Raw genomic sequence first — 18,181 nt, forward strand, 5'->3', positions numbered from 1 at the left:
GACGCTTCCGTGACGCCTGTAGGGGTACGCTACGGGGCGTGAATGTGGCCGAACTCTCCAGCATCAGTCTCCAAACCTTCCTGACCATGCTGGTGGTCATGGATCCGATTGGCCTTGCCCCGATTTTTATTGGGCTGGCAGGCAACCGCCCTGCCTTCGAACGTCGGCGCGTGGCCCTCAAGGCGTCGGTGGTGGCGGGCATCATCATCTTGCTGTTCGGTCTGTTCGGGCGAGAACTGCTGGAGCATCTGGGCATCAGCCTCAGCGCGTTCCGGGTGGCGGGCGGCATTCTGCTGTTCCTGATTGCGCTGGACATGGTGTTTGCGCGGCCCAGCGGCTCCAAGGAAACGCCGGAAGAAGAACAGGAAGCCCAGGAACGTCAGGACATCAGCGTGTTTCCGCTCGCCATTCCCCTGATCGCTGGCCCCGGAACCCTCGCCAGCATCATGATTCTCGCCAGCGACGCGCACGGCGACGGCATCCTGCTGGGCGCTGTTTTCCTGGTCACGTTCGGCGTGTTGCTGCTGTGTTACCTCGCCCTGCGCCTATCGGGCCAGATTGCCCGCGTGATCGGCCTGACCGGAGTCCATGTGGTCACGCGGGTGCTGGGCGTGCTGCTGGGCGCGTTGGCCGTGCAGTACGTGGCCGATGGGGTACTGGAATTTATGCGCGGCGGCCTGAAGGTGACAGGGCTGGGATTGCCGGGACTGGGTTAATTGGTTTAAGTAGATGGGCCTGCTCTACCCACGCTTTCTGAAGACCAGATAGGCCACCGATAAGCCACCCGGCGCAACAATTGGCTTACAACGGGGCCGTATTATGCAGGGCATGAACACCCCGACGAGTGTGATCAAAACCGTGAATGGAGGAGAGGAAGCAGCGAGGCCGCCCGCCCGCGTTGCGCCGGATCTGAACGCCCCGCGAGTGCTGGTGCTGAACGCTTCCTACGAGCCGCTGCATGTCACGAGCGCCAAACGCGCCATCACACTCGTGCAGTACGGGGTGGCCGAGGTGCTGGAGGACAGTGCCGATGTGGTCAGGTCGCCCAGCACCACCATCAATGTGCCCAGCGTGATCCGGCTGCGCCGCTATGTTCGCCGTCCCCGCGTGCATCCGGTGCCCTTCAACCGCCGCAATGTGCTGCGCCGCGATACCTTCGCCTGCCAGTACTGCGGCTCGCCCGACGACCTGACCCTCGATCATGTGATGCCCCGCTCGCGTGGTGGGCGGCACAACTGGGACAACGTGACCACCGCTTGCAGGGTGTGCAACCAGCGCAAGGGGAGCCGCACCCCCGACGAGGCCGGGATGCACCTCCGCACCCGGCCTCGCGCCCCAACGTTCGGCGTGTACGCGCATGGGCAGTTTGCACACTGGCAACCGGGGTGGGCCAAGTACATCGGGCAGTAAGACAAACTCTGATCGAATCCCAAAACTACGGGATTCAATTTGAGCGGAGCGACTATGAGAAAGGACGAATTCCGGGAAATGGACGGACAGGCGGCACTTTCCTGACTGCACGGGAATCCTACGGAATTCGTAGAGGTGGAACTTAGAACGTGGATCGTGGTTAAAAGTTGAACAGCATGGAGGGGCAGACCAATTGGCTTGCCCCTCCGTTTTGGGTTTGACCTTTCTACGATCTACCCACCACGTTCTTATTCCAGTCTCGTCACTTCCCGCTCCGGCTCTCCGCCCTTATGCGCTTCTATCAGCGCCGCCAACGCCCGGCCCCTGTGGCTGATGGCGCGTTTTTCGGCCACGCTCATTTCAGCCAGCGTGCGGGTTTCGCCGTCGGGCACGAACAGCGGATCGTAGCCGAAGCCGCCCTCACCGCGTGGGCCTTCCAGAATCACGCCCGGCACTTCTCCACGGTAAGACTCCAGATGGCCGTCCGGGTAGGCCAAAATGACCACGCTCACAAATTTGGCGCGGCGGTTGGATTTTCCGCGCAGGCGCTCCAGCAGATACATGTTGCGGTCTAGGTCGGTGGGTCGGTTGCCGTAGCGGGCCGAGTACACGCCCGGCTCGCCGCCGAGGACTTCCACTTCCAGGCCCGAATCGTCGGCCAGCGCGGTGCGATTCATCGTAATGGCGGCGGCGCAGGCTTTCATGGCGGCGTTTTCTTCGTAGGTCACGCCAGTTTCTTCGGGCATCGGAAAGGCTCCCATGTCGTCCAGTTGCCAGTTCAGGTCGCCCAGAGCTTCTTCTATTTCGCGGACTTTTCCGGCGTTACCAGTCGCCACCACGATTCGTTTGCGGGTAGGGCCAGTGTTGGTGGTGCTGTCGTTCATCATCTCTCCGAGTGTAGGCGAGGCCGCTGCCCCTGCGCGTGAAGTTTCGTGATCCATGCCCGCCAATGCTGCTGCCCCCATCAGGGGGCCTACCAGTGGAATGTCGGCCCGCACGCGCCACCGCTGCTCGCCCGCCCGCCGCTCGAACAGGGTCACGCCCGCGTAGCTCTGGGTCTGAAAAGGACTCATCCGAGCTTCCAGTTCATGCCGCATACGCTCGGGGTCGTGGCCGCTGTAGGGCTGCGCCAGCGTAAAGTGCGGTTGCCAGGAATCCAGTCCACGCGGGGTGTGCAGCAGTTCCATCCGGGCCTGCTCGTGCGGGCGGGAATATTTGCCTTCGCGCACTTCCCAGTCAAACGGCGAGGCACTCACGTAGGGCGCGAGGCGGGCCGATAAGAGGGTGTGCAGCACGGTCAGGGCAGGGCTGGCATTCAGGCGCTGCACCCAGACTTTGCCGTCTTCCCATTCCTCCACCCGCCCCCCCGACAGGCCCAAAAATGCCCCCGGCGTCAGGCAGGCCACGCACGCCCGCACCTCGGCTTCTATTTGGGGCCAGTTGGCGGGGTCGGTGCTAAACGCCTCGGTCACTGTCAGATGAAAGCCGTAGGGAGAGGCATCGGTTTGCCATTCCGGACGCATAAATTCAGGCATCGGCACCGTCTGGCCCGCCCGCACGTCGTATCCCAGCAGCCCTGACCCCACCCGGTACAGGTCGCTGACTGCCGGGGGGCACAGGTACACGGCAAATTTCGTTTCCTGATCGGGGTGGCCGAGGAGTATGGGTGGGGGCGGGCCAGACGGTTGAGTTCCGGCTGAAGCTGAATCGGACATGAAGAAAGTCTAACGTTCGGCTCTGACTAAATTGGGACGGCAGCCGTGTTGCGCCGGAAGTGTCCGAGCCCCAGTCGGGCCAAGCCTTACAGCCGGGCGTCTATCGGGTCGCTTTCCAGCGCCAACACACCTAATACGCACTCCTGAATGATGGTGCTGGCCGCGCCCTCTGCCAGCCGCGCCAAGCCCTCCAGCCCCAGATGGAATTCGCGCAGGGCCCGCGCCCGCTTGGCTCCCAAGGCCCGCGCCCGCAGGCGGTTCAGGTTGTCGGGGCGGGTGTATTCCGGGCCATAGATAATTCGCAGGTATTCGCGTCCGCGTACCTTCATGGCGGGTTGCAGGGTGCGGTTCTCGGCCTCCAAAAAGGTCAGTGGCTTGACCACCATGCCCTCGCCGCCCGCTTCCGTCAGCGCGTGCCACCACGCTTCTGCTCCGGCGACTGCTGCGGCGTCGGCCAAGTCCACCACGCGGGAATCGGTGCGGCCAAACAGCCCCGGATCGGCGTCGGCCAGCGTGCCCAGCGTATTCAGGTGCCACAGATGGTCTTTGTCGGTGTGGACTGTGCCTTCCGAGGCCAACAGGTGAAAAGGCCTGATCTGCACGTCATCTACGCTGTCGACCCGGCGCACGTAGGCGCGGTAGGCGTCGCGGTAAGCGTGCAGGGCGGCGGCGCGGTCATGGATGCTGGCCTGCAGTTCGGTCAGTTCGGGCAGATGGGCCAGTCCACGCTCTGCGGCGTCAGCCAAAGCAGCGGCAGCAGCGGGCAGCACGGCGTTTCCGGCGGCCCCTACCGCAGCGTATTGCCCGCGCAGCAGCTCCCCGGCCTTCAGGCTCCACGGCAGAATTTCGGCGTCCAGTACAGCCCAATCCGACTTTAGAGTGTCCCACAGGCCCGCAGCTTCGGCCGCAGCGTGGGCGCGGGCCAGAATGGGAGCTTCCCAGTCGGCCTTCTCTCCGGCGAAAAAGGCCCGCCCGGTGCGTGTGTAGATGCGGCCTGTACTGTCCGGCGCACCTTCTATCCCAAACACCCGCCGCGCTGCTTGCCCAGTTCGCGCCAGCACCAGTACGGCGCGGCTGCCCATGTGTTTCTCCTGGCAAATCACGCTGGGCACACCCTGAGCGCGGTAATAGGCCCACGCCTCGGTGGGATGTTCCAGATAGTCGGGCAGGCTGCTGGTCTCCACCGGACTCATGGTGGGCGGCAGATACACGCCCCAGCCGGGTTCTATGCCAAATCGGCTCCACAATTCCACGGCGGCCATCCGCTCGCCGCCCTTCACCAAGATTCCGCCAAAAGTGCGCGTGTGAATCTTGCCCGGCTGACTGAACGTGGCGAGATCGAAGGCGGCGATTTCTTCGGCCTCGGCTTCGGCCAGCGGGCGCGGGGGCACGGCGTACTGGGCATGGGCAGGCACGCTGACGAGTTCCTGTTCGGGGTAGCGCAGGGCGGTCAGGCTGCCGCCGAACGCGCAGCCGGTATCTATGTCGATGGTGCGGTTGACCCAGACCGGGCGGGCCACCGGGGTATGGCCGTAAATCACCTGCGCCGCGCCCTTGTAGGTGCGTGCCCAGTCGCGGCGTACGGGCAGTCCCAATTCGTCTTTGCTGCCGTCTACATCGCCGTAGAGGGCAAAACTCCGCACCCGCCCCGAACTGCGGCCCTGATACTTTTCGGGCAGTCCCGCGTGCGCCACCACGACTCGCCCATCGTCCAGCACGAGGTGGCTGACGAGGCGCTCTATGAAGGTTTTGACTTCCCGCTTGAAGTCCTCGCCTGCCTCGTCCAGTGCAGCCAACGTTTCGTCTAACCCGTGCAGGACACGCACCGCTTTGCCGTCCAGCGCCCGCTTCAGCTTTTCATCGTGGTTGCCGGGAACGCATAGCGCCGCGCCCGTTTTGACCATGTTCATGACCAACCTCAGCACGCCCACGCTGTGCGGCCCCCGGTCTACGAGGTCGCCCACGAACACGGCGGTTCGGCCCTGCGGCGGCGTGAAGTGTTCACTTTCTGGGCTGTCTCCGTTTTCCGTATAGCCCAGCCGCGTCAGCAGCTCGCGCAGTTCGGGTAGGCAGCCGTGAACGTCGCCGATAAAGTCGAATGGCCCGGTCAACTCGCGGCGGTTGGTGTGCAGAGGCACGCGCCGCACATGGGCGGTGTCCACCTCCGCCTCCGAACGCAGCGCCCACACGTGCCGGAAGCCCTCCTTGCCCAGCCCGCGCAGCGTCCGCCGAAGCTCCGTGAGTTGCCGCACGATCACCGACGCCGGGAAGTCCCGGTCTGTGCGGGCCGCGTGCCGAGCTTCCAGCGTGCTGCGCGGCAAATCCAGCACGACGGCGACGGGCAACACGTCATACGCCCGCGCCAAGTCCACCAGTTTTTGGCGGTCAGTGGGGCGCACATTGGTCGCGTCTATCACGGTCAGGCGACCCCGGCTCAGGCGTTTGCCCGCTATGTAGTACAGGCTGTCGAAGGCGTCGGCGGTGGCTTCTAGGCTGTTCTCGTCGTCGCTGACCAGGGCGCGGAAGGCGTCGCTGCTGAGCACCTCACTGGGCAGGAAATGCCGCGCTGCGAAGCTGCTTTTGCCCGCCGACGACGCGCCGATCAGGGCAACCAGGGCCAGTTCGGGGAGGGCGATGTCGGTGATGGTGCCAGTGGGGGTGTTTACGGCGGGGGTGTCGGTCATGGGGTGGGCCTCTGGGCCGAATCCTCGCACATGGTGGGGCGGGTGGGCATGGGCTAGGTGGCTGAGGGTGTTGCTTTTGCTGTGGCTTAGGTGGAGGACGACAGGGTTTTTTGGGCTTGCCCCACGTTGGGTTCCCCCACCCCCAGCCCCTGCCCCCAAAGGGATCAGGGGAGTTTGTCGCTCTGCTGAGGAGGATTGCTCTTGTCGCGTCCCGACTCGGCCTAGAGCAGTTCGCCGAATTACGTGATCAGAGAAAAGACTTCTGATCACTCCATTCTCCGTCCTGCTCGGTAAAATTCACTCGCTCCGCTCGGTCATTATTATGACAAATGCTCTAATCGTTCTTCTGAAGCAGAATTGCCAGTCGTCTTTGAGATGGAATTGGCCCGCGCGTTGCACGCACGACGGCCTCACACGTATTTGGGCGGGGACGTTCTAGGGTGGGGGGTCGTGATTTTGACTCCCTCCACCTTGAGTGAGGGAGGGCTGGGGACTCGCAGAGGGGGTGAGTGAGCGCCGCGATTGCCCTATCCCTTATCTCCCACATGAATCGCCGCAATCCCGAAACTCAGCAGCTTAAATCTTGTGCGGAAGCCTGTGGCACGCATCAGGCCTGCCAAGCGTTCGGGGTCAGGGAAGGCCAGCACGCTTTCGGGCAGGTAGGTGTAAGCCCCGGCATTGCCGCTGACTAGCGCCCCGATGCGCGGCAAAATATGGCGGAAATAGAAGCGGAAAATGCTTCCGAACAGGCCCGGACGTGGGGGCGGAAACTCCAGAATGACCAGCCGTCCACCCGGCGAGAGGACTCGGTGAAATTCGGCCAGCCCGCGTGCATAGTCGGCAAAGTTGCGGAAGCCGAACGCACAGGTAACCACGTCGAAACTGGCGTCGGGGTAGGGGAGATGCAGGGCGTCGCCTTCCTCCAGCACAATGTCTATCTGGCGGGATTTGGCCTTGTCACGGCCAATCGCCAGCATTTCGGGCACGAAGTCGCTGCCGATCACTTCGGCTTCTGGGGCGGCGGTTTTCAGTTCCAGAGCAAAATCTGCAGTGCCTGTCGCCACATCCAGCACCCGTGCGCCTGTTCCGTTTGGCCCTGTCAACGCCAACGCCTCGCGGGTGGCCTCCCGTCGCCACGAGCGGTCTATGCCGAGGCTCAGCACCCGGTTCAGCAGGTCGTAGCGGGGCGCGATAGAGGCGAACATGGCCTGCACGTCGCGGCCCTTGTCTTGCTTGTCTCCTACGGGTGGCATGGACGGCGGGGCAGTCATATGGGCCTGATGATAGGCGCGGCGGGCGGGGGCGTGTGGCCCTGTACTTATTGTGTGAACGCGCCGATCTGAGTTTTTGGGATTTGGATACTTATTTCAACCGCAGCAAGCCCGCCGACGTGGTCTGAAACCCGCACGCGGCGTAAAACTCTGTCAGGTGCGGCTCGAAGTCCACATGCAGCCATTCCACGTCTCCGGTTTGGGCGGCTTCGGCAGCGCGGCGCACCAGTTGCCTGCCAATGCCGCGCCGTTGCCAGTCTGGATGTACCGTCGTATCCAGCAAAAAGGCGTGAGTGCCGCCGTCCCACGCCACGTTCACGAAGCCCACCAACGCCGCGCCGTCGTGGGCCGTGACCCAGGTCAGACTGCGTTCCAACACAGGTTTCCACCAGGAGCCGTCATTCTGCCCGCCCCATGCGGCTTCCCGCAGCTTGCCCAAGTCGGCAAAGTCAAAGGTGGCCCGGATGCGGTAACTGATGGGACGGTGTTTGATGGGGTGGGCGGTCACGCCCCGATGATGCCCAGCGCCTTGCCTACCCGTTCATACGCTCCCAGCGCAAAGTCGAGGTCTTCTTTGGTGTGTTCGGCGGTCACGATGTTGCGAATACGGGCCAGGCCACGCGGCACGGTGGGAAACCCCAGTCCTACGGCAAACACGCCCTCGGCCAGCAGGCGACGGCTGGCCTCGAATGCTGCTTCGGGTTCGCCGAACAGGACGGGCGTAATGGGCGTCTGGCTGCCCATCGTGTCAAAGCCCAGAGTCGCCAGTTCTGCCTTGAAGTAGCGCGTGTTGCTCCACAGGCGCTCCATCAGGCTGGGGTCGCGCTGCACGAGTTCCAGGGCCGCCGCCAACGCGCCCACCACTGCAGGCGGCTGGGCCGTGGAAAACAGGTAGGGCCGGGCGCGGTTGATCAGCAGTTGGCGCAGGTCGGCGTGGCCCGCCGCGTAGCCGCCCACCGCGCCCCACGCCTTGCTCAGCGTGCCCACCTGAATCACGTCCTCTGCGCCCTCCAGCCCAAAATGATGCACCGTGCCGCGTCCCTCTGCGCCCAGCACGCCCGAACCGTGAGCGTCGTCCACATACGTCACCGCGCCGTGTTTGCGGGCCACCGCCACCAGTTCGTCCAGCGGGGCAATGTCGCCGTCCATGCTGAACACGCCGTCTGTGACCACCATTTTCAGGCCTTCGGTGTCGTTTTCACTCAGCACGCGGTTCAGGTCGGCGGGGTCGCTGTGCTTGTAAATCTTCTTGGTGGCTTTGGTCAGGCGCAAGCCGTCGATGATGCTGGCGTGGTTCAGTTCGTCGCTGACCACCACGTCGCCGGGTTGCAGCAGGGTACCCAGCACGCCCTGATTGGTCGTAAAGCCGCTTTGCAGCACCAGTGCGCTGCCGGTGTGCTTAAAGGCGGCCAGTTGCGTTTCAAAGTCTTCATGAATTTGCAGCGTTCCGGCGATGGTTCGCACCGCGCCTGCGCCTGCGCCCCACGTCTGCAGGTATTCGGCGGCCCGCGCCTTGATCTCGGGGTGGTCGGCAAAGCCCAGATAATTGTTGCTGGCGAGGTTCACCACGTCCACGCCGTCTACGCGGGTGCGGGCACGCTGCGGGGCTTCCAGCACGCGGGGGCGAATCAGCAGGCCGCTGTCTCGCAGGGCCGAAAGTTCGGTGCTGAGGCGGGCAGACAGGGTCACAGACATGCTGTGCAGTTTAGGGCGTGGTCGCGGCACTTGTCCGGTTCGGGCAGACGCACCGCCATAGCTACAGAGCCAAGCCGTCCACACGAATTCCTCTGGCAGTCAGTTAGAATTCAGGCACACTCCGCATTGAGAGTGCCTGAAGCTTTGTGATAAATGCTCTAAAAGTGGCGCTGGTGAAACAAAAATGTAAGGCAGGTCTTTTTATACTCGCGTGTGTATTTCCCGCTTTGCCTCCCTATGCCTTGTTTTGCCGCAGCGGGGCCGAATCCACTTCCGCCGTCTGCGGCTGCCCTCTGTGTTTTGGGGCGGAATGCTGAGGCAGGCTGCCGGGCTTTCCGCTTTCGTTTCTTGCCCCGTTCCTTGTTGTCTGCCCTTCCTCCGAGGTTTTTCCCATGACGAACGCCGTGTACTCCATGATTGTGCGTGCCCTTGCGGGCAGCGTATCTGAACGTGCCGCTGAAACGATGCTGCGGGCCGCGCTGCGCGAACAGAACCTGACCTCGGAAGGCGTCAGCGCCCTAGAGATGCAGCGGGTCTTGTCGGGGCCCCTGCTGAACCGGTTGTCCGTGGTGTTGCCTCAGGCCCGCGCCCGCGCCGAACTGAGGGTGCTTGCCAGCAAATTAGAAGTGCAGTACCCCAAAGCGCCCACCCTGTTTTCTGAAACGATCCCGGTGGCGACGTGGGACGAGGGAGCAGTCATGACCAATACCGGAACCCACTGGCAAGAACCTCACGACCTCAATGCAGACGATTTCGAGTTCGACGACCCCGATTACACCGGGCCGGTAGGCGTGCGGCTGTATGACCTTGGCAGCACCAGCGGTCAGGATGATGTCATTCTGGACTTTGCCCGCATGCAGGGCGTGATGGGCGTGATGGTCTGCCGCTCTACGGGCGAAGTGTTGCGCGTGCGGGCGCTGCGTGACGCCGCTGGCCTGAGCGGTGTGGTGGCGGCCACGGCCCTGTTGTTTCAAAAACGCGCCCTGACCCTGATGTCCGCAGATTTGGGCGGCCAAACGGTGTGCATGAGGCCGCTCGGCCAGTACTGCGTGGCTGTGGTGGCCGGGCCGCACGTGAATGTGGGCCGCCTGCTGGCCGAATTGGGTCAGATTCAGGTGGCGCTGTGAGCATGAAGCCGGGTTCCAGGCCGAGTCCTACGCCGAGTGGCTGGACGAAAGCCTTTGCCCCCGTAGCTGGTTCCCTGGTTCTGGCTGTGCTGGGCACCGCTGGCGCACAAGACCTCAGTGCCTACAACGCCGTTGCCCGCAGCCTGGAGGCCGCCTATGAGGCCCGGAATACCAGCGCGGCGGCGGCCCTCACGCAGCTAGACCGGGCCTCCGAAGCCATGAAGCAGCTTGATCCGACGCTGCGGAACCGCCAGATTGCGGGCGGCATCAGTGACGCACTGACAGGCGCACGCGCCGCACTGGCCCGCACCCCTGCCGAAGTACAGGCGCAGATTTTGCTGGCACGTGGCCTGATGCGCCGCGCCCTGCAAGACCAGACCCTGACCCTGCTGGCAGGCGCATCTGCCAACGGTGACGCCCAACTGCGGGTGCTGGCGCGTGAATTTGGCCTGAGTGCTGCGGGCGCGCAGGCCCTGACCGCCGATGCACGGGCCGGACGGCTGGAGCGCGTGGCATGGCGGTTGCAGCGTTCGGCAGCCCAGAATGTCAGCGCGGCCCTTGCGGCGGCCCGCCCGGTTCGCAGCGGCACGGCCTACCTCAATCTGGCGCGGGCCACCGGCTGGTTTACGGTGGTGCAAAACGCACAGGGCGTGGGAACGCTCAAAGTCACCCAGTTTACCGATGCACTCGGCCAACTGACAGCGGGCGATACGGCGGCATTGGGTCAGTCCCTGACGGCGCTCCGCAGCGGTGCAGCGGCCCTGAATCGTTCATTGGTCACGGCGGCCAACACGGCCAGCACGCCGCCCTCCACGCCCCTGCCTCCTCCTTCCACCCCGGCTGTCGACCCTGATCCTGCGCCGACGCCTGCCCCACAAGTTCCGAAAGGCACGCAGACGGCGCTGGGCGGGGCTGCACAGGATATGGACGGCGTGTACGGCGCACTCGGACGTGCTCTGAACGCCGCCAGCCACGCCGACGGCCCCACCGTTCGCACAGCGCTCACTGCGGCCAACTCGGCCCTTGCCCGCACCTCCGAGACAGTCCGGAGCGACAGCGGTTACAGCGATCTGGTGCAAGACCTGACCGCTGCACAAGACCGGCAGGCGTTGCGGCCCACCGATATTCAGGCCCTGATCGGCGAGGTCGGCAATCTGGAGCGGCGGGTGGCCGGAGAGCCTGCCAGCGCCCTGAACGCGGCGTCGGCGGGAGTGGCCCGTTCGTTTGGCGGCTGGCTGCGGGTCGGCATTTTTGCGCTGCTGGCGCTGCTGGCCTTTGTGCCGCTGTACCTGCTCAACCTCGCGTTCGGGGGCCGCAATACCTACTGGCGGGCCATTGCCGGGGGGCTGGTGCTGCTGCTGCTGCCCCTGCTGCTGGAAGGTCTGATGGGACTCCTGGGCGCTATCGGCGACGCGGCGGGCGTGGGCTTCCTGCGTTCGGCCACCAATTTCACCTTCATGCAGGGCGCGTATGGGCTGCCGCTGTGGGCCTTGACCAGTGCGCTGGCGATTGGCCTGACTGCCTTCGGGTTCCGGGGACTGTGCGAACAATTTGGACTGATCGGCAAGCATACGGTGGCCGAAAATGCCACCCACCAGAGCCTCGACTGGGATGAAGAGGTATGAGGCAAAAGCGTCAGGCCGGCCCGCTGACGGCGACTTCAGTAACGGCGTTCCCAGTCACCATAGCCACAGTGCCCCATGCTGGAATGCCGAATGCTGCAAAGACAGCTTCAGGGCGCGGCAGTAGGCTGAGCCTATGAGTCCTTCCGCCTTGCACCGCCTCCCCGTGCGGATGTTGGGTGACTTGGTGTCGCCCCGCGCCCTGGAACGCATTGTTCTGGACGCCGCACATGCCCGCAATACCATCCCCGAACGGCTAGACGCCGCGACCATGGAAGACATTCTGAAGCGTGAGGTGTTTAAGCGCCTGCAACTGAGTGTCCCGGCGGCCCTGGCCAAACGGCGCGTGTCAGACGTGATCGAGCAGCTGTCTAAGACCACGCAGGAACGGGTGCTACCTAGTTTTGCAGAGAGCGGCGTGGCCGAACTGGAAGACGGGGCCAAGCGGTTCGGGCTGTACTTCGACTGGCCCGAAGCCCAGCGGCTGCGCGGCCTGCTCAGCGTGGCGCGCCAAGAAGAAGAGGCTGGAAAAGACACCGCCATGCTGGTGCAAGAAGGCCAAGACCTGATTGCCCGCATGGAGCGCCGCCTGCAAGAAGGCCTGGTGTCTCAGGCGCAGGATCTGGCCGAATTGCAGGCGACCTTCCGGCGTGTAGAGGCGATGGGCGGCAAAGACGTGCGCCGTCTGGAGAACCTGATTACGCAGCTGGCCGACGCCCAGAAGCAGGGCACGCTGCTGCCCGCAGAGGTGGAACGCGCCCGCAACATCACCTTTAAATTGCGCAAGCAGCTGGAATCTTCGGTGGTGCAGACGCTGACCGCCGAAGGTCTGGTGGACGCCCCACAAATGGCCGAAACTCAGGCCGAAGTGCAGGCACGGGTGCTGGCGCTGGAACAGGAACACGCGGCCCGCCAACTGGCCGATCTGGGCCGCGAGTTTGGGCCGCTGCTGCACGCCCGCGCCGATCTGGACGCCCGCCACAGCAAACTGAAGAATCAGCAGCACGGTGGCTCGCTGCTGCCTGAAGCTGTAGACGCCTGGCGCGCAGAACTGGAAGCGGCCCGTGACGCGGCGCTGGGCGGGCAACAAACTGAACTGGACAACATTGCCGCCCAGATTGCTGGTCTGCCCAATACGGCGTCGGTGCAGGCCGCCCGCGTGATGCTGGACGTGGCCCGCATGACCCTCTCGGGCGGCGGACTGGCTACCGACGAACTGCGCGAACTGAACGCCACCCTGAACGCCCTGACCAGCCCAGACCTGGATCAGGCCGCCGCAGAACTGCTGCTAGACCGCCAGCGCGAACTGATGGACGTGGAACGCGCCGCCCGCGACGTACCCGGCGCAGACATGGACTTGGCCCCCGCACTGGAGGCCGCCCGCGCTGCGCTGGCACGCGGCGAAGATGTAGACCCGGCCAAACTCTGGACACTGCTGGAACGCCGGATGGGAGAGGCCGCCCAGCAACGCGAGGACTTTGACGCCCGCGCCGACCATGTGGTCAACGAATACGACACGGTGCGCCATCTGGCCGGAGAAACCACCCAGCGACTTGGCCGCTTGGCCGATAGTCTGCGTGCCCAGCGCCGTTTAGGCCCGATGTCTGCCGACGCCCGCGAAAACTATGCGCAAACCCTGGCCGAAGCCGAAGCCATGCTGCAAGAAGCCCGCGCCGAGTACCGCGCCGCGCAGGAAGTCACGTCTACCTTTGGCGCAGACGCCCTGAGTGGCCTGCTGGACGTGTTCGACTTTGGTGGGGGACTGGGCACAGAGGGCCTGGGCGGTGCGTTCGGCATGGAAGCGGCGATCCCGGCCTCAGCTTCTGCATCCCCGCGCCCCAACGACGCCTGGCTGGTGCAGGGCGGCGTGATTTTAGAAGGTGTGCATGACGCCGGAGCCGTGCAACTGGCGAGCCTGCTGGATCAGGCCAGCGCCCTCGGCCTGCGTCACCTCAGTGCCCAAGGCGGGGCTTTGGCGTGGGTGGCCCAGCAAGACGCGCAGGGCCGCTGGCGACTGGCCCGCGCCCCCAACGAAGCCAGCCTGAGCCTGAACGCCGGGCGCTGGGTAGAGCAGGGGTAGGGGAGACACAAGACTCTCCATCTGCGAACCGAAAGAACGTCGTGGCTCACGCTGCGGCGTTCTGTTTATCTCTTCATTCCACCCCGAACAACGATCCCCGCCGCGCTTCCAGCAATCCCAGCGCCTTGTGATCCAACCGCGACAGGGCCGCGTCCTGCACAGGTGTCCGGGCATGCGCTGATTCGGCGGTATACACGTGCAGCACGATTCGGCGGTGGGTCATGACGTGCGTGACTGTGCCCAGCAAAGCCCCCGGCTTGGCCTCCAAACGGGTGCAGAGGCGGGCCAGAGCCTCTGCCGCTGTTTCGTCCGGCCCCCGCAGTTCGGACGGCAAGCCCATCAAGCCGCCTAACAGCGCCCCCTCGCGGCGTTCCAGTACGGCGCTCGTCTCGTTGCCGATCAGCACGGCCACCGCCCCCACTTCCCGCACCGCTGCCCGCACTTTGGGGGCCGGAAAGGCCGTAGGCTCGCCACTGGCCCGCGCCTCACACCACGCGGCCAACGGGCACACCTCGCAACGCGGCGCTTTGGGCGTGCAGATGGTGGCCCCCAAGTCCATGACCGCCTCGTTGAAGGCTCCGGGGCGAGCCTGATCCAGCAGGACATCGGCCCGCGCCTGCACCCACGCTTCAGTCGGCAGGCGCTCGCCGTACAGCCGCGCCAGCACACGCCGCACGTTGCCGTCGTTTACAGCCCGCCCCTCGTTGAAGGCCAAACTGGACACCGCCGCCGCCGTGTACGGCCCTACGCCCGGCAAGGCCAGCCAACCTTCGTAGGTACTGGGGATTCCGCCTGCTACCATCACGCCCGCCGCTCTGTGCAAATTGCGGGCGCGGGCATAGTAGCCGCAGCCTTCCCACGCTTTCAGCACGGCGTCTATAGGTGCTTCGGCCAACGCCTGTACACTCGGAAAGGCGGTCAGAAAGCGTTCGTAATACACCAGCCCGCGTGCCACCTGCGTCTGCTGAAGCAAAATTTCGGCCACCCAGACGCGGTAGGGATCGCGGGCGCTTTCCGTTCCCAGCCGCCAAGGCAGCGCCCGCCCATGCTGGTCAAACCAGGTCAGCATGGCCTCGCGCACGGCGGCAATCGGTTTGACTTCTGGGATGGGGGCAGCCTTCACGGGCCGAGTCTAGAGGGGGAGGGGCGGGGCTTCCGTAACCAACTCCCGCCTACCTCACCCCGCCCGCCGCGCCCCCGCTTTAGACTGTGCAGGTGAATGAATTGTGGGGGCAAGGGTCAGTGCAACGTGGTCTGTGGTCAGAAGAAAAAAGCCGCCTGCTGGGGCCAATCTCGGCCTTGGGCCTTGCCTTACATCCCACACCCCACACCCCACCTGCCCCCGCTGATACGGATTCCGTCCAACTGGTCGGATTGAATTCCAGACAGACGGGATTCAACCCGGATGAGGCCCCCCGATGAGCGCCATCTATCAGCGGGCGCGGCCCATTCGTTGGGATGAAGTGATAGGGCAAGAACACGTCAAGGATGTGCTGAAAGCTGCGCTGGAACAGGGCCGAGTCGGGCACGCCTACCTGTTTTCGGGGCCGCGTGGCGTGGGCAAAACGACCACCGCCCGCCTGATCGCCATGACCGCCAACTGCACCGGGCCGCTGCCCAAGCCCTGCGGCGAGTGTGAATCGTGCCTCAGCGTGCGCTCTGGCAACCATCCCGACGTACTGGAAATCGACGCGGCCAGCAACAACAGCGTGGACGATGTGCGCGACCTGCGCGAAAAAGTGGGTCTGGCGGCCATGCGCGGCGGCAAAAAAATCTACATCCTCGACGAAGCGCACATGATGACGCGCAACGCCTTCAACGCGCTGCTGAAAACGCTGGAAGAACCGCCCAGCCACGTTATTTTTATTCTCGCCACCACCGAGCCGGAAAAGATCATCCCGACCATTCTGAGCCGCTGCCAACACTACCGTTTTCGCCGCCATACGCCCGAAGAAATTGCCGGAAAATTGGCGGGTCTGGCCCAGAAGGAAGGCATGAATGCCGACCCGGACGCCCTACAACTGATCGGACGTTTGGCCGATGGAGCCATGCGCGACGGCGAGAGCCTGCTGGAACGGATGCTGGCGGCGGGCACGGCAGTGACGCGGGCGGCAGTCGAAGACGCCCTCGGTTTACCCCCCAGCGAGCGCGTGCGCGGCATCGCCTCGGCCCTGATGCTGGGCGACGCAGGCGGCGCGATTCAGGGCGCAGGCCAGCTCTACCGCGACGGATTCGCGGCCCGCACGGTAGTAGAGGGGTTGGTGGCCGCCTTTGGTCTGGCTCTGCACGCCGAACTGGGATTGGGCGGCGAGAAGATGGACGGCGCAGACGTGCCCCGACTGCTGAAGTTGCAGGCCGCGCTGGACGAACAGGATTCCCGCTTTGCCCGCTCTGCCGATGGCCTGAGCCTGGAACTCGCGCTGACACACGCCCTGTTGGCCGCCGATGCCGGAACGGGTGGTACGGCTTCAGCCAGTGCGGGGCGCACCCAGACTGCCGCTGCCGTTCCCGCCGACGTGACCCAACGCCTGAACCGTCTGGAAAAGGAGCTGGCAAGCCTGAAAGCAGGCGGAGCGCGGGCGGCGGCTTCTGGCCCAGCAGTGGCCGACTTTGATCCGGGAGCGCGGCAGAGTGGGGGCGGCAGAAGCAGCACGGGGCCTGCGCCTGTGCGTGAGGCTGTAAACGCCGCACTGAATGACTTGGAAGCGGGTGAGCTGGAGGCAGCCGCGCCGATGGAGTTGCAGGGCAGTTGGGCCGAGGTGACCCGGCAGGCCAGCATGCAGCTCCGGGCCTTTCTGAAGCCTGCCCGCACGCACGCCGAAGCCGGATTTGTCAGCCTGACCTACGACGACAAAAACGCCTTCCATGCCAAGCAGGTGGTCAGCAAATACGATGAATTGGCCGCACTGGTGCTGCGGGTCTTCGGCCCGGTGGCATTTGAATTGGTGACGCCGGAAGGCACGAAGCGCCAGAAGATGGGCGCTGGAGCAATGGGAACTGGGGCAATGAGCACTGGAGAGGTGGCTCAGGCCGCCCCAACTCAGGCCCCGGCCCGTGCCAAGGCTGCCGCCTCTAGCGCTGCTTCACTCAACCCAGCGTCACCCAACCTAGCGTCACCCAGTCCCGCGCCTGCTGCCTCCATTCCCCCCGCCTCCGAAGTGCCCGCCTTCCAACCCACGCGCACCCAGCGTCCGGCCGGCAGCAGTGCGGCCAGTAACAGGGGGCCAGAGTTTGCGCCGATAGACACTGCTCCTGCCCAGACCATCACCGCGCAAAACACAGCCGCTCATTCTCAGCCCGCGCCCCGTTCTGCCCCAGTGGCCACGATGGAGCCGCCCGCTGCTGTACCCGCCCGCGCCCAACAGCCGACTGCACAGCGCCCACCGCAGCGTTCCAGTCCTGATGACGTGGCCGCCGCGTCTCTGCCCACCGCTTCCCCCGCGCCCTGGGAGGCCGAACACGTAGCCGACGCACCGCCCGCGCCCAGCGATGCCGGAGGCGGCGACAGAATCACGCCTGTGGGGGCCAGCCGCGAACTGTACATCGTGGAGGCGATTACCGAGGAACCTGACTGGGGCGATGTGGGCGGCGAGTTTCAAGCCCCTACGGCTCAGGCCAGTGCTGCCCCGCCCGCACTGGACGACGCGCCCTACGCCTCCTTTATGCCCGAACGTCCGGCCCCGACTCCGCGCCCCGAAGCTGTGCAGCCCGCGCCCAAGCTGGCCCCGCCAGAATCGAAGGCCGCACCCTTGAAAGCTGCGCAGGGCCGCCCCGCCGATATCCGCGCCCACCCCATGTACGAGGAAATCAAAGGCAGATTTTCGGGCCGCGTGCGCGAAATCGGCAAGAACCGCAATCCTGCCCCAGTGGTGGCCGAAACAGACGGAGATGAGGAAGAAGCGGGCGAGATCTAAGACGACGAGGACAGCAAAAAGCGGGAAGCTTGGCGTCGTGCCTCGCTTCCCGCTCCTGCATTGCTCCGACTCGTTCAGATGTCGGCGCACAGAGGAATCACGCTGGGCGTTGCGCTCTCATGAATGTTGATGTAAGCCGCGTCTTTCAGGGCGTCGGTGCTCTGAAAGCCCTTGATGGTCAGCTTGCCGTCGACGTCGCTGGTAAAGGAAGCACCGCCGATGAGTCCGCCTACCACAGGGCCGCCCGACGTGCAGTCGTTGGTGCTGCCTGTCGCTGTGCCCTTGGAATGAAAGTGGGCGATGTAGTCGGTCTTGGCTTTCAGGCCGGTGGCCGTCAGGATGGTGCGGCGGTCTCCGCCCGTCACATCTACGTACACGGCAGTCCCGGCAGCGGCGGTGTAGCCACTGGCAGCTGTGGTATTCAGCTGACCTGCAAAGTTTTTGCTGACGCTGGTGCCCACCACGTTGGGTTGGTTGCAGGCGGAAAGGGCGAGGGCGCTGACAACGGCCATCAATGCGATTCGGTTCATGTAAATACCTCCCTTAATTGACCTACCAGTAAGTTAACACGGAAATAGAGAGGGCGCGAGCAAACGTGTATGCGGTGTGGGAAGGGCCCAGAACGGCAGAGAGGGGTACGGCCATTCATCACGGCTCAGCCGC

At 64.6% G+C, this 18,181-nt stretch carries 13 protein-coding genes; 6 read left to right on the top strand and 7 right to left on the bottom strand.

The window, feature by feature from the left end; genetic code table 11:
- Nucleotides 1-38 precede the first annotated feature (38 nt).
- Nucleotides 39-716: a MarC family protein gene (locus M1R55_RS07440; RefSeq protein WP_249394034.1), complete on the top strand. Its 678-nt coding sequence runs from the start codon at nucleotides 39-41 to the stop codon at nucleotides 714-716.
- 103 nt (nucleotides 717-819) lie between these two features.
- Nucleotides 820-1,410 carry an HNH endonuclease gene (locus tag M1R55_RS07445; protein WP_019010573.1) on the top strand — a complete coding sequence of 197 codons (591 nt, stop codon included), beginning with the start codon at nucleotides 820-822 and terminating at the stop codon, nucleotides 1,408-1,410.
- Nucleotides 1,411-1,658: 248 nt separating this feature from the next.
- Here M1R55_RS07445 and rdgB read toward each other — a convergent pair whose 3' ends face one another.
- The 5 genes from rdgB to M1R55_RS07470 all read right to left on the bottom strand — a co-directional run bounded on the left by rdgB (nucleotide 1,659) and on the right by M1R55_RS07470 (nucleotide 8,775).
- The gene (rdgB, locus tag M1R55_RS07450) at nucleotides 1,659-2,294 is read right to left on the bottom strand and encodes an RdgB/HAM1 family non-canonical purine NTP pyrophosphatase (RefSeq protein ID WP_249394163.1); all 636 of its coding nucleotides are present in this window, start codon (nucleotides 2,292-2,294) and stop codon (nucleotides 1,659-1,661) included.
- Nucleotides 2,295-3,211: 917 nt separating this feature from the next.
- On the bottom strand, nucleotides 3,212-5,809 hold the full coding sequence (locus tag M1R55_RS07455; RefSeq protein WP_249394035.1) for a polynucleotide kinase-phosphatase: 2,598 nt from the start codon (nucleotides 5,807-5,809) through the stop codon (nucleotides 3,212-3,214).
- Nucleotides 5,810-6,336: 527 nt separating this feature from the next.
- Nucleotides 6,337-7,080: a bifunctional demethylmenaquinone methyltransferase/2-methoxy-6-polyprenyl-1,4-benzoquinol methylase UbiE gene (ubiE, locus tag M1R55_RS07460; RefSeq protein WP_249394036.1), complete on the bottom strand. Its 744-nt coding sequence runs from the start codon at nucleotides 7,078-7,080 to the stop codon at nucleotides 6,337-6,339.
- 91 nt (nucleotides 7,081-7,171) lie between these two features.
- A complete protein-coding gene (locus M1R55_RS07465) occupies nucleotides 7,172-7,588 on the bottom strand; it encodes a GNAT family N-acetyltransferase (protein WP_249394037.1) in 417 nt (138 codons plus the stop codon).
- Complete coding sequence (locus tag M1R55_RS07470) at nucleotides 7,585-8,775, bottom strand: glycine C-acetyltransferase (protein WP_249394038.1); 1,191 nt, start codon at nucleotides 8,773-8,775, stop codon at nucleotides 7,585-7,587. Before M1R55_RS07470 ends, M1R55_RS07465 begins: the two co-directional genes overlap by 4 nt.
- A 392-nt stretch (nucleotides 8,776-9,167) precedes the next feature.
- Here M1R55_RS07470 and M1R55_RS07475 point away from each other — a divergent pair, with 392 nt between their 5' ends.
- The 3 genes from M1R55_RS07475 (at nucleotide 9,168) to M1R55_RS07485 (ending at nucleotide 13,604) form a co-directional block, all read left to right on the top strand.
- Nucleotides 9,168-9,902 (top strand): roadblock/LC7 domain-containing protein, encoded by a 735-nt coding sequence (locus tag M1R55_RS07475; protein ID WP_249394039.1) that lies wholly within the window; start codon nucleotides 9,168-9,170, stop codon nucleotides 9,900-9,902.
- A gap of 2 nt (nucleotides 9,903-9,904) precedes the next feature.
- The gene (locus M1R55_RS07480) at nucleotides 9,905-11,527 is read left to right on the top strand and encodes a hypothetical protein (RefSeq protein ID WP_249394040.1); all 1,623 of its coding nucleotides are present in this window, start codon (nucleotides 9,905-9,907) and stop codon (nucleotides 11,525-11,527) included.
- A 133-nt stretch (nucleotides 11,528-11,660) separates the two neighbouring features.
- Nucleotides 11,661-13,604 carry a hypothetical protein gene (locus tag M1R55_RS07485; RefSeq protein WP_249394041.1) on the top strand — a complete coding sequence of 648 codons (1,944 nt, stop codon included), beginning with the start codon at nucleotides 11,661-11,663 and terminating at the stop codon, nucleotides 13,602-13,604.
- Between the two features lie 73 nt (nucleotides 13,605-13,677).
- Here M1R55_RS07485 and mutY read toward each other — a convergent pair whose 3' ends face one another.
- The gene (mutY, locus tag M1R55_RS07490; RefSeq protein WP_249394164.1) at nucleotides 13,678-14,673 is read right to left on the bottom strand and encodes an A/G-specific adenine glycosylase; all 996 of its coding nucleotides are present in this window, start codon (nucleotides 14,671-14,673) and stop codon (nucleotides 13,678-13,680) included.
- 349 nt (nucleotides 14,674-15,022) lie between these two features.
- On the opposite strand from mutY, the gene dnaX reads away from it, so the two are divergent.
- Entirely contained in the window at nucleotides 15,023-17,518 is a 2,496-nt protein-coding gene (dnaX, locus tag M1R55_RS07495) for a DNA polymerase III subunit gamma/tau (protein WP_249394042.1), read from the top strand.
- A 74-nt stretch (nucleotides 17,519-17,592) separates the two neighbouring features.
- On the opposite strand, the gene M1R55_RS07500 is transcribed toward dnaX, so the two are convergent.
- Nucleotides 17,593-18,048 (bottom strand): hypothetical protein, encoded by a 456-nt coding sequence (locus M1R55_RS07500; RefSeq protein WP_249394043.1) that lies wholly within the window; start codon nucleotides 18,046-18,048, stop codon nucleotides 17,593-17,595.
- Nucleotides 18,049-18,181: the final 133 nt, after the last annotated feature.

Source organism: Deinococcus sp. QL22 (assembly GCF_023370075.1).
Classification (GTDB): Bacteria; Deinococcota; Deinococci; order Deinococcales; family Deinococcaceae; genus Deinococcus.